Origin of the sequence: Sporomusa malonica (genome assembly GCF_900176355.1) — a bacterium.
GTDB classification, from domain to species: Bacteria; Bacillota; Negativicutes; order Sporomusales; family Sporomusaceae; genus Sporomusa; species Sporomusa malonica.
The window spans coordinates 87,689-100,993 of sequence record NZ_FWXI01000002.1; the positions used below are offsets into that span (position 1 = coordinate 87,689).

9 protein-coding genes are annotated in these 13,305 nt (G+C 47.0%); all 9 read left to right on the forward strand.

Going from position 1 to position 13,305, the window contains the following annotated elements; all coding sequences use genetic code 11:
* The first annotated feature begins 13 nt into the window (after positions 1-13).
* Entirely contained in the window at positions 14-1,426 is a 1,413-nt protein-coding gene (locus B9A22_RS02390) for a phosphodiester glycosidase family protein (RefSeq protein WP_084574008.1), read from the forward strand.
* A gap of 64 nt (positions 1,427-1,490) precedes the next feature.
* Positions 1,491-1,802, forward strand: a complete 312-nt coding sequence (locus tag B9A22_RS02395; RefSeq protein WP_084574009.1) for a biotin/lipoyl attachment domain-containing protein — start codon at positions 1,491-1,493, stop codon at positions 1,800-1,802.
* Positions 1,803-1,820: 18 nt separating this feature from the next.
* Positions 1,821-3,641 (forward strand): SpoIVB peptidase S55 domain-containing protein, encoded by a 1,821-nt coding sequence (locus tag B9A22_RS02400; RefSeq protein ID WP_084574010.1) that lies wholly within the window; start codon positions 1,821-1,823, stop codon positions 3,639-3,641.
* A 192-nt stretch (positions 3,642-3,833) separates the two neighbouring features.
* Complete coding sequence (locus tag B9A22_RS02405) at positions 3,834-4,604, forward strand: MlaE family ABC transporter permease (protein ID WP_084574011.1); 771 nt, start codon at positions 3,834-3,836, stop codon at positions 4,602-4,604.
* Positions 4,605-4,626: 22 nt separating this feature from the next.
* On the forward strand, positions 4,627-5,385 hold the full coding sequence (locus tag B9A22_RS02410) for an ABC transporter ATP-binding protein (RefSeq protein WP_084574012.1): 759 nt from the start codon (positions 4,627-4,629) through the stop codon (positions 5,383-5,385).
* A complete protein-coding gene (locus B9A22_RS02415) occupies positions 5,382-6,653 on the forward strand; it encodes an MlaD family protein (RefSeq protein ID WP_084574013.1) in 1,272 nt (423 codons plus the stop codon). Before B9A22_RS02410 ends, B9A22_RS02415 begins: the two co-directional genes overlap by 4 nt.
* 113 nt (positions 6,654-6,766) lie before the next feature.
* Complete coding sequence (locus B9A22_RS02420; protein ID WP_245823760.1) at positions 6,767-8,086, forward strand: TolC family protein; 1,320 nt, start codon at positions 6,767-6,769, stop codon at positions 8,084-8,086.
* Between the two features lie 155 nt (positions 8,087-8,241).
* Entirely contained in the window at positions 8,242-12,570 is a 4,329-nt protein-coding gene (locus tag B9A22_RS02425; protein ID WP_084574014.1) for a translocation/assembly module TamB domain-containing protein, read from the forward strand.
* Positions 12,571-12,606: 36 nt separating this feature from the next.
* On the forward strand, positions 12,607-13,248 hold the full coding sequence (locus B9A22_RS02430) for a sigma-70 family RNA polymerase sigma factor (RefSeq protein WP_084574015.1): 642 nt from the start codon (positions 12,607-12,609) through the stop codon (positions 13,246-13,248).
* Positions 13,249-13,305: the final 57 nt, after the last annotated feature.

A 13,305-nucleotide genomic window follows, 5' to 3' on the forward strand; every position in this document is an offset into this window, starting at 1 on the left:
AGGATGTGGTATTATGACTAATTATTTCCGGCGGTGTCTGCTTGTTATGGCGCTCATTATGCTAATTATCCAGAGTACTGCATTAGCAGCCGCCCCGAATGCAGTTGTAAGTAAAATCAGGACAAGCCAGACAGCTGAAACAGTGCGGATTGTTTTTGATGTTACCACATTGCCTGACTATACAGTGACAACACTGGAGAACCCTCTTAGACTGGTCATTGATATGCCAGGTGCTGTAAGCAAGGCAGCAGCTCAATTTGTTTTCAATGACCGGACCGTTGATAAAGTAAGGCTGGCTGAAACTGAGCCAGGCAAACTTAGGGCGGTTGTTGATCTCAAAACAGCCTATATGTACAAAGTATTTACTTTAAAGAATCCAAACCGCCTGATTGTAGACATTATTAAAAATTATGAGCAGAAGCTGGTAGAAGAAGTAGCGCCAGGCATGAAATATACCTCATGGCTAAGGAGTACCGCTAGCGGCCCGGTATGGGCCCATATCCTGGATGTTGATCTGAATTCAGGCTTTGCTATCATGCCTGTTTTATCCAATGGCGCAGTGCAAGGGCTTGAACCGCTAGTGCCCATGGTTGAACGGTCTCGTGCGCTTGCTGCTGTTAACGGCTCTTATTTTGGGCTTGATGGCTCAATAATTGGTTTGCTCAAGATGGACGGCGAAATTGTCAGCACACTTGAATTGCCCCGTACTGCACTTGGTATTATGCCTGATGGCAAGCTGCTCATTGATCAGGTTCACTATGAAGGCAAGATTGAATTGCCTGATAGCCGGACAGTACCGATCAACGCCGTTAACAGAGAACGTGCGGATGACGAGCTTGTACTCTATAATGGCTTATATGCCCCTGCGACTGGTAGTAACAATTATGGAATAGAATACGTCGTAGTCAATGGTAAGGTAACTGCCGTTAATACTAACAATTCCACAATACCGGCCGAGGGGCTGGTGTTGTCAGCGCATGGTGCTGCCGCCAGACTGATATCCTGCCTTAAGGTGGGAGACAGTGTGAAAATAAATCAGACCATAGGTCCAGTATGGGATAAAACCCAGCATGCGCTTGGCGCTGGCCCTATGCTGGTTAGGAATAACAGCGTATTTTTAACGACAAAAGTTGAAGAATTTGGCTCAGATGTGGCTGGCGGACGTGCCCCGCGGACAGCGATTGGTCTGAAAGCTGACAGCCATCTTCTGGCAGTGGTCGTGGATGGGCGCCAGGAGAACAGCATTGGCATGACGCTTTTAGAGCTAGCGCTCTTCATGCAGGAATTGGGTGCACAAGATGCTATGAATTTAGATGGCGGCGGCTCAAGTGAAATGGTAATAAAGGGCAAGATTGTCAACAAGCCTTCAGACAAGCGTGAACGGCGGGTGGGAGACGCTCTGGTAATTTCCCGTGTTGCCAATTAGGGAAAATGCGATATAATGAAAGTAGAGAAGCCTTTCCACAAAAATCAAAAGGCAGGTGTTATGTATGACTCATAAAAAGAGTATAATTGTTATTACTCTGCTGCTGGTTGTCAGCGCGGCTCTATGGTCACTGGCAGCTGGCCAGATGGTAGACCAGCGTGGCGTATTATCAGGGAATGTGTTATCAAACGGTTTGATTGCCCCTGGCGCTATGGCGCGGGAAGGCGATATTCTGGTATATGTTGAGACCCTTACCGGGCCGGCGGTTGCTGTACGCGCCAACATTGACGGCATTGTCCGTGAAGTATTGGCTAAGCCGGGTGACAAAGTGAGAAGCGGTGATACATTAGTACGAATAGAACCCATTAAGCGGTAATTACGAAAGGATGAACATATGCGTATACTTATAGGGCGTTGCCTGGCGGCGCTAGTGGCGGTATTCGTAATGCTGCCGATTTTTGCCCAGGCTGCGCCTGAATTTATGCCTGTTGATCAAATTGTCAAAGGCATGCATGGTACAGCCAAAACTGTTGTTGCAGGCAGCCAAATTGAGGAATTTGGCGTAGAAGTATTGGGAGTTATGAAGCAAAAAGGTCCGTCCGGTGATCTTATTTTGGTTCGCACCTATGGCGACGTTATCGAGCGAACAGGCGGCATTGCTCAGGGAATGAGTGGCAGCCCAGTATATATAAATGGTAAGCTGGTTGGGGCCATCGCTTATGGCTGGTCGTTGACCGACCATAAGATCGGCATGGTAACACCCATTGCCGATATGCTTAAGTTATGGGAGCTGAATAGCGGTCAGGGTGAACTGCAGACTCGGGGGCAAGAAGAGCAGGGTAACGCCGTAAGTACGCCGCTTATGGTGTCTGGTTTTGGCGAGCAGGCTCTCAAGCTGCTGGCAGACAAGCTAAAGCCCTACAATTTGACTCCTTACGCAGTGAGCGGCAGCATGTCTGATAGCAACAATGGCATTGCCTACAAAACAGTTGAGCCTGGCAGCACAGTTGGTGTACAACTGGTACGGGGTGATATCAGCGTAGGTGCTTTGGGCACTGTAACCCATGTGGAAGGAGACAAAATACTGGCCTTTGGCCATCAGTTCCTTAAACGGGGTAAGGCTAACTATTTCCTGACAGATGCTGAGGTATATACTACATTAAGCGGCTTGGAAAATTCGTTCAAAGTGGGAACCTCAACTGAAACCATCGGCATGATCACCCAGGATCGAGGCGCCGGTATTGCCGGTAAACTTGGACAATTTCCTGGTATTGTGCCACTTCGGATTAGTGTTACCGATAAAACACTGGGGCGTACCAATGACCTATGGGCGCAGGTTGTGCAGGATGAAGAACTTGCACCTGTTCTTTCGGCAGTCAGTGTGTTTAATGCTATTGAAAAGACCACCGACCGCATTGGTTCAGGTACTGCCAGAATCAACTTTGAAATCAGTGCAGCTGGTATTCCCGGCGGCGTGTTGAAACGCGAGAATATGTTCTATACGCAAGGAAATATAGGTGAGCTGGCGGTAGCCGAGGTTCATGAAGCATTGGCGCTTTTAGCAGGCAACCAGTTCAGTGCTGTTGACATTATGGATGTTAAAGTAAACGTTACCGTAGACAGCGAACGGCGCACAGCAACTATTCTTGAAGCAAAGGTCAACACTGCTGCGGCCAAACCTGGCGATAAGGTAGATATCGCTGTTAAAATCAAACCATTCCGGCTTGAGCCCATAACTAGGCATATTACTTATACTGTGCCGAAAGAGCAGCAGCCTGGAACGCTGATGCTATCAGTGCGCGGCGGCGGTATGGTCTCTATGGCGCAGCTTATTGGCAAACGCCAAAACGGTGAGGAAGATCTCAGCAAACTGTTTATGACCAAAGCCCGGCCAAAATCCCTGGACGAAGCTGTTAAAGAACTGGTCAATCGTGACAGAAATAACGACATCGTTGTGGAGACCATTGAGATGAATATGCCTGACACTAATCCGAATGGCGAAGGCAAAAGCGCCAAACCGGTTGCCGATAAGTTTGAACCAACACCTAATCCTGCACTTCCCGGTGTTGCTGGTAAGAAACCTGCCAAAACAGGACACACCGGCAATGAAACCGCCAAAGCGGGCAAAGTCGACGACGGCAAGCGCAAAGTATCAATATCCACAGATTACATCATAGATGGTGACACTCAAGTCATGATAAACATAACAAAATAATGGTTTAATAATGGAAAAGCCGCGCTAAGCGGCTTTTTCATTTCAAAGAGAACTGCCCGCCATCTTGAAATGCGGAAAATTTCGGAAATTTAAAATGACTGTGATTTAGCAGGGAATTGCAAATAGATATTGAATACTAATAAAACATTATCTTAATTTACCGAGTCTGAGTAAGGTCTAAGGAGCATAGCTATGCTTATTGAACTGTTTTCCCGTACTGGAAGAAGTGTTATCAGTGCTTTTGAGAATATAGGGCAAGTGCTAATCTTGTTTGGTCAGACGATTTATCACTTACGACAAATGAATAGTACACTGCTGCTTAGGCAAATGGCGCATTTGGGTGCAGATTCACTGCCAATCGTGTTGCTCACTATGCTGTTCACCGGCATGGTAATGACGGTACAGACGGCTCATGAATTTGTAAAATACGGGGCACAGTCGTCTGTCGGTGGTTTGGTAGCAGTGGCTATGGGGCGCGAGCTATCGCCCGTTTTGACCGGGGTTGTGTTTGCCGGACGGGTGGGAGCCGCAATTACGGCTGAGATTGGCTCTATGAAGGTAACTGAGCAAATCGATGCCCTGCGGGTTATGGCCGTAAACCCGGTTGCCTACTTGGTAGTTCCCCGGATGATTGCGTGCATGGTCATGGTGCCGGTATTAGTTATCTTTGCCGATATCATTGGTACAATTGGCAGCTACATGATTGCTACAACATACTCTGGCATCAGTTCTTTTACATTCTTTAACTCGATCAAGGTCTTTGCTATACCGCACGATATTACCGGTGGTTTGGTTAAGGCCATGTTCTTTGGCGGTATTGTTGCCATTATCGGCTGTCACAAAGGACTAACTACCGCGCAAGGCGCTGAAGGCGTTGGACAGGCAACAACAGGCTCTGTCGTACTGTCTATTGTTCTGATTTTTGTTAGTAATTACTTTTTATCAGTACTATTATACCGTTAGTAACATTAAACGAGGTAAATCCATGATTAAGCTAGTTAATGTCAATATGAACTTTCGCGGCAAACAAACCCTCAGAGACATTAACCTGACAGTGAAGCAAGGGGAGATCATGGTCATCATCGGCCCCAGTGGATCAGGCAAAAGCACGCTGCTTCGCCTGATAATCGGGTTGTTGAAGCCCACCTCCGGCGAGGTCTGGGTCAGTGACCGGGAAATCACCCGCATGACTGAAGATGAGCTCAACAAAGTCAGGTTGGAAATGGGGATGGTTTTTCAGTACTCAGCCCTATTTGATTCAATGTCTGTAGGAGAAAATGTGGCTTTTGGTCTTAGGCAGCATACCGATATGCCAGAGGAAGAGATTTTGCGGACAGTGCGGCGCAAGTTGCGCATGGTAGGCCTCAGGGGACAGGAGAATGCTATGCCGAACGAGTTATCAGGCGGTATGAAAAAAAGGGTCAGTTTGGCCAGAGCCATTGCGATCAACCCTCATCTTGTTCTTTATGATGAGCCAACTGCTGGACTTGACCCCATTATGTCTAATACCATTGATCGGCTTATTGTGAGTACAAGGCGAATGATTGACGCTACCTCAGTGGTTGTTACCCATGATATGTCGAGTGCTTTTCGCATTGCCGACCGGATTGCCATGATCTATGATGGCAGCATTATTGAAATAGGTACACCAGATACTATCAAACAGTCTGAAAACCCGATTGTGGCTAAGTTTATCCGAGGGGCATCTGCCCTGCCGGAAAGTAAAGGGAGGGCGAAAATATGAATACCGAGGCCAAGGTTGGAGCTATCACTCTTGCCGGCCTTGTTTTACTGGGTGGAATGCTTGTCTATCTGAGTGGCGTTAGCTTTGGCGACAAAGGCTATCCTATCCAGGCCGTGTTTGGGCAGGTAAATGGTTTGAAACCAGGTAACATTGTCCGTTATGCCGGTGTCGAGGTAGGCAGAGTGGCCGATGTCAGGGTATTGCCTGAGGGCGTGGCTGCCGACATCCTGCTAAACCCGGGTGTCAAAGTACCGGCAGGTTCTGCCTTTACCATCGGCTCAGACGGCCTGCTAGGCGAAAAATACATAAATATTATGCCGCCTCGGGAACTCAAAGGCTTCTTAGTCCCGCACGATAAAGTGTATGGTGAGAATCCTCAAGGGCTCGACGAAATGATGGTCACAGCCAATCAGGTATTGGCTGAGGTTAAGATATTAGTCAAGGCGCTTAATGATGTATTAGCTGACGACAAGGTAAAAGCAGCGCTCAAGGAAACAGCATTAAACACTCGTGAAATAACGGCAAACCTTAACAGATTAACGTTAACCTTAGCGACCCTGGCTGAAAATAACCAGGGAGATGTGACCGCTATGGTAGGCAACCTAAAAGCCATGTCTGCCAGTCTCAAGGACACAGCAGCCAGGGTAGATAAAATGATCACCAATGTCGACAATGACGGGCAGACAGCCAAAGATTTGCGTGAGACCATCGCTGCGCTTAGGCAAACTAGCAGCCGGGTCGAAAAAATGGCAGCTGCCCTAGAAGGGGTTGTAACCGACCCTGAAACCTCAAAAAATATCAAAGAAACCTTGAGAAACGCTCGCGATGCGACAGCGAAGGCCAATAAAATGCTAGATAAAGTAAGTGATATAAAAGCCGAGACCAGTGTTGAAACACTATACAACTCAGATAAGCACAAATACCAAAGCAGTGCCGATGTTACTATCAGCACCTCCCCTAGGGACTTTACTGTTATTGGCGTCAGTGATATCGGTGAAGACAGTAAACTAAACCTCCAGCTAGGAAAAAGCGGTCCGGCTTTTAATCAGCGTTACGGCATTATTGACAGCAAAGCCGGTGTCGGCGTTGATGCCAAGCTTGGCAATCAACTGCGCATGTCACTGGATGTATACGACCCAAATGATGTGCGAGTCAAGCTGCGTACCCAGTACCAGATAGCACCAGGTACCTTTATTGTCGGTCAGTCCGCTGACCTGAATAAACGGGATGAAAAAACATCTTATTTTGGTATACGGCAGGCGTTTTAGATTTTCTTAATCTCATTGACACCGCTTAGGGTTGGACATATAATTATAAGTGCCTGACTGAACAGTCAGGCCTGTAAAATAGTGATGATACGTCAAGGAGGTCATATAATTCCATGACACAAATTAAATTATCCGACAGAATGGCCAAGCGCATAACGGCCTTGCTTACCGGCGGTATGTTGGCAGCTGCTGCGCTCCCAGGCTTTGCTGCACCTGTGGAACTTACGCTGGATGAAGCCATTGTTATGGCGCTCAAGAGTAACCCTGCAATTAAAATCTCTGAATCTGATGTAAAAAAAGCCGATTGGGATATAAAAGCGGCTAAAGCGGGGAAAGCGCCGTCAGTGGATCTTTCTCATAACGCCAGCCGCTCTAAGAGTGCAGAATCTAAAATTCTTGGTGTTACGATCCCAAGTAGCATCGGCAACAAATTTGCCAACAGCGTTGACATGACATTGCCTTTATATACTGGCGGCAGACTAGAGGGAACAATTGAAAAAGCCAAGCTAGGGCGTAAATCAGCTGATTTCGGTGTGGAGAAAGCCCAGCAGCAGGTTAAGCTTGATGCGACTAACGGTTATTACAGCATTCTCCAAACCCGTAACCTTGTGAAACTTCGTGAAGAGTCCGTAAACCAGCTCACCGCACATTTAAAAAATGTTGAGGCTCAGTATGGTGCAGGGACGGTAGCTAAATCTGATGTCTTGCGTTCTGAAGTAGAAAAAGCGAAAGCCGAACAGAATTTAATTATAGCCAAAAACTCTTATGAGCTGGCTATATCAAACCTTAACAATGTGATTGGGTTACCGCTTGAGACTGAGATTGCCGTTAAAGAAGAACTAAAATACGAGGAATTTAGTCAGACACTAGAAGACTGCATTAAGCTTGCGCTGGCAAATCGTCCTGATTTAGCTCAGGCAAATACCAGTGTCGAGAGTGCCAAAGCTGACATTAAAGTGGCTGAGAGCGGCAGTAAGCTTTCAGTAGCTGCCACTGCTTCTGAGAAATGGAGTGACAGTGAATTTCCTGGTACAGACAACAACACCTGGGCTATTGGCATTAATGCCAGCTATAATCTTTTTGATGCAGGCATTACCAAGTCAAAAGTGAAGGGCGCAGAAGTCACCCTGGATAAAGTAAGCGAGCAGCTGCGTCAGATTAAAGATGCCGCCCAACTAGAAGTGCGTCAGGCCTACCTAAATATGAAAGAAGCCGAAAAACGCATTGACACAAGCAAAGTAGCTGTAACCAAAGGTGAAGAAGATTTTAAAATTGCTCAAGTGCGCTACAGTGCCGGAGTAGGCACTAATCTTGATGTTATCGATTCTCAGGTTGCCTTAACCTCAGCCAAAACTGATTATGTTCAAGCCCTGTACGACTACAACACCAGCCGTGCTAAGCTTGACAAAGCCATGGGCGTGGCAGTTAAATAATTTTCAACAGAAAAAATGGTTTTGGCATAAGTGCCGAAACCATTTTTTTTAGATTCGAGATTGCCTTTCGTTAAAAATCCCAGGAATATCATAAAGGAAGAAGACAAGACAGTGTCGAACTTAATGAGTACCTAAAAGGCCAAGGGAGGAGCAGCATGCGAACCAAAGCCGTAATTTTAACTGTACTATTGTTTGTGCTTGGCACGGTCGCCTTTGGTTGGTGGTCTACCCAGAGCCAGACGATTTTTTCCCAGCTTGAAAATACGCTGGCTGCAGAGCTTACCCAGGCGCTGGACATCAAAGTTGACATTGGGCAAATTCAAGCAGCTGGACTAACCTCGGCGTCTGTAAATAATGTGATCCTTTTTGATAAGCAGGGCCGGGAATTGGCTGCTATCAAGCAGGTGACTGTAGAATATAGTTTGCTAAGTCTGGCACGTGGCCGAACTGCCATTGACGCTGTGCGCAAGATTACTCTTACCCAACCTAACATCAAGCTGATCGAAGATGCTGACGGCACCTGGAATGCCCAGTGCCTAAAACAAAAAAATCAGCCTAATAGCCCGAGCTTTAATGGTAAAGTTGTCATTGAACAGGCAACTGTCAGTATCCAGGCTCTTCTGGGGGAATGGCACCTTACTGGTGTCGATGGACAGCTTGGGATCAAAGACAGTCAGGCTGTTGATGTGAAACTAACAGCAAGCCATAATGATTCGCGTGTGAGTGTGCAGGGCTTTCTTGACAATGCCAAGAACAACCTGTCTCTGACTGTCAAAGCCGATAAACTGAATCCAGCAGCTTATAATAAGCTGCTTCCGGCGGGTACCGACATTACATTTACCGGCGGTTTCCTAAATAATATAGAAGTGACTCTTGCCAATAGCTCAACAGGCTTGAATTACGCAGGCGAATTCTCGATTGATACCCTGGCTGCAAAGGCCGCAGGTATCACTATTGAAGATGCGCGTGGTCAGGTAAGCTTTACCAATAACAATATATACATACTTGGCAGCAGCGCTCTTGTGGCCAGCCAACCGGTAACAGTACGCGGTAAAATCGGCATAGCGGGTGATCAGCCTGTCTTTGACTTAAATGTAACCTCGCAGGGCTTTGATCCTGCGGCTGTAAGCCGTAATCTCCCGTTTGCCGGCGTTGTTGCTTTTAACGCGTCACTTACCGGAAGCCCCAAAAGCCCTATTGTTGCAGCTGAACTAACAGCCAAAGATGTGACTGCCTCAGGCTATAGGCTGCAGGATACCAGTGCCAAAGTCAATTTTGCCGATAAGATGATCACGTTCAGCGAGTTTGCCACACAGATGATCGGTGGTCAGGTACGCGCCCAAGGGATGTTTGATACAGTCAGAGAGGCCTATCAAGTGCAACTGGCTGCCAGTAATATTGATGCTTCGGCAGTCAGTGGATTGCCTGTTACGCTAAGCGGCAGAGGTGACATCACTCTAGCGGTTAACGGCCAAGGCAATGACTGGAAGAACATGAATGGTTTAGCTGCGGTAACACTTGCCTCCGGCCAATTGGAGGGTGTACCCTATACTAAAATGACCGGGCTTATTGAGCGCAGCGGTAAGATAACCGAAATTAAACACTATGATATCCTGCTGCCCTCAGGTCTTATTACAGCTGCAGGGACAATACAAGAGGATAAACTTAACGTAAAAATAGAAGGGCAAGGCATTGAACTGACAGACCTACCCTTTGCTACGATAAAAAATATCAGTTTTGCCGGTAAAGCTGGTTTTCAGGGAGAAATAACTGGTACGACAACTCAGCCGCAGCTTGCCATGGATTTTAACGCTGTTAATATTACTCTGAATCAGCAAGCATTAGGTCAGGCTAGCGGTATATTTAAAGCCTCGCCTAGCTCAGTATCAGTCGAGCAAGTAACCATTAGCGATGGTGTCGCCACGCATGAACTTTCTGGAACCATACTGCTGGCAGGAGCACGACCAGAGGTCAATCTTACACTGCTAACCCGTTCTGCCAGGGCTGAAACATTTTCCCGGCTGATTATGCCAGAGATTACGTTAACCGGCAATCTTGAGCACGAAATGACAGTGAGCGGACCTGTAGATAACCTGGCTGCTCGCGGCAGAATGAGATTATCTGACGGCAGTCTGGCCGGATACCTTGTTGCCAAAGCTGAGGGCACATATGAGCGGCAGAATGGCGTCATAACGGTCAACGATCTTACCATAAACTCACTGAATACCAAAGTAAAACTGTCAGGAACAGTGGCGTCTGATAACAGCCTCAACGTTGCTGTTGTAGCCGAGAATATTGATATTTCCAGGCTAAAAGCAGAATATCCCTACCCTGTGTCCGGTATATTTAATCTAACAGGACAAGTAACAGGCAATGTGCTTCGGCCTGAAGCCCGCGCTCAACTGACTTCAAGTGGAGTCTTGCTAAATGGTCAGGAATTGAAAAATATTTATGCCAATGTAAGCTATTCTGATGGTCAGGCTGATATCAAAGAACTGCGCTTTGCTCAAGGCCAGGGTAACTACGTTTTTAACGGTGCAGTTGATGTTAAAACCCGTGGAATTGACGGAATGCTAAGAGCCGAAGGCGGCGAATTAGCAGGAATACTGGCGATGGCCAATACACCGGATCGTGGTATTCGTGGCAAATTGAATGGAGAAATTGCGTTAAGCGGCAGTATCGAGAATCCTAACATCTTGCTGCGAGGCGCGATAGTAAACGGCAAAATAAAAAATTACCTGTTTGATAGTGTTGATATAGATGCCGAGCTTAATAATAAGGTAATTACAATCAATAATCTTATGGCCAAACAGGGAGCCGATGGTGTACTTGTCGCCAAAGGTCAGGCAGATCTAAACGGTGAAATGGACTTTGAAGTAGGCGGCCGTGCTATTGATGCCGGTATTATTACAGCGCTATTCGATACAACGGTTGAAACTAAAGGAAAGTTCAGTTTTAATGCCCAGGCTGGCGGCGCTACAGCCGATCCTAATGTTTCTGTTTCCCTGGAAGTACAAAACGGTAGTGTCGCTAATGCTGAATTTGATAATCTCTATGGCCTGTTCATTTATAACAAAGGCAGCATCCATGTTAACCAGCTGTTTCTGGCGCGTGGAGCCTATAAAGCAAGTGCCTACGGTACTGTACCGTTGAAGGCGCTAAACAGCCAGGGACGTAATAAAGCAGATATTACAGACGCCATGGACCTTAAATTGCGGCTTGATAATGCTGATCTAAGTATACTGCCACTGCTAACTAAGGATATAGCCTGGGCTTCTGGTCCGACTACAGGCGAGATCGCCATCGGTGGCACACTTTCACAGCCTACGCTTGATGGCCAGGTAGCTGTGGTTAACGGTACCATCAAGCTAAAGGCGCTGGCAGACCCTATCCAAAAAGTAGGGATTGATATTCAGTTCAAAGGTGATAAAATAGAGATAAACGCTTTCGATGGTGAAATGGGTGGCGGTTCTTACTCCCTCAATGGTTCGGCCAGAGTAAATGGCTTAGCACTTGACGACTATAACATTACGCTTACGTTAGCGCGCTTAGGCGTTAACCATAAATACTTTGACGGACCTTTAGAGGGTGTTTTATCACTAACAAGTCAAAATGGCAAGCCGCATCTTTATGGCAAACTCATGGTTGCCAATGCAACTGTCAATATTCCAGCTGTGCCTGACAGCGGTGAAATTGATTTTGACGCCGGATTAGATGTTGAATTTGTTATCGGTGACAAAGTCAGGATGTATAACCCCTATCTGTATGATTTTAGGACTGCCGGCAAAGTTAAATTTTCCGGGACACTCCAAAAACCAGAAGCTTCCGGCCGCATTGAAGCCCTGCGCGGTACGGTAAAGTATTTAACTAATCGCTTTACTATTGTGAGCGGCAGCGCTGAGTTCACTCAGTACCGCTCCATTGAGCCGATAATCAAGCTGCAGGCTGAAGCCAAGCTTGAGCGTACGACCATTAATTTAGCGATAAACGGCCCGGCCACAGCCATGGAGCTTAAACTGACCTCAGAGCCGGCCATGAGCCAGCAAGAAATCATGTCACTTCTGACCTTGCGTGGCGGGTATTTTTCCAAATCGAATTCCTCCGGGCATGACAGCAGTCTTGGGCGTGATGAGTTGGTCAGTTTGCTTGATGCAGGTCTCCAGATGCGGTTTATCGCCGAAGTCGAAAGTACCCTGCAAGATACTTTAGGAGTTGACGAATTCCGCCTGGTACGCTCATCAATATTTGATACCAGCACAAGAGGCACACGCAGTAACGAAGCTGACAGCCAGTTTCAGGGATATAATATTGAAATTGGCAAATACCTCACAGATAAATTTTTATTAAGCTATACCATGGGTCTTGACCAGCATAACAACAGCATTGGATTTCGGTATGACATCACCAGAAATATTGGGATAGGTGGCTCATTCGGCGGCACAACCAAAAGCCTGCTTACTGTTGAGACCAGGTTTGCTTTCTAAATAAGATCGATCGACTAAGATAAAGGGATTGATACAATGGTACTTGGTCAATATCTGGCAGAACTGAAAAATGTTCGCATACTAACGCCTGAAGAAGAGCGTGCTCTCTGGCAAGGATATAAAGACGGCGGTGACCTTGGGTGCCGTCGCCGTCTTATAGAAAGCTATCAGCCATTGGTTTTTAAAACAGCCATGCGCTGGCGGCTCTCTGAAGCGACTATGCTGGATGTTATTCAGGAAGGCACAGTCGGGCTTATCGAAGCTGTCGAAAACTACGACTACACCCGGGGGGTTGCCTTTAGCCTGTTTGCCGTACACCGTATCAGGGGCCGGATCATTAATCACCTAACACGCGAAGATGAAAGTCTGGTGTGGATAGACAGCCCGATGACAGCTGACAGCAGCCAGTCAACAATCGCGGATTTACTCATCGACGCGCACGCGGAAGTGGCTGCCCAAGCAGAGCACAATTACCTTGTTCAGCAGCTGAGAACGGCTATGGAACGTTTGCCAGTCAAAGAACAGCAAGTGTTAAGCGGCGTATACCTTGACGACTGTGAGCCCAAGGAATTGGCGGCAAACATGGAGCTAAGCGTATCACACATCTATCGTCTGCAGAAGCAGGGGATCAGACGTTTGAGAGGCATGATGTCCAAACTAATGGGAAACTGGCGATAAACGCCCATGTTCAAATACTAAGCAAATCAGTCGAATCGAGTCAAAATAACTACCATC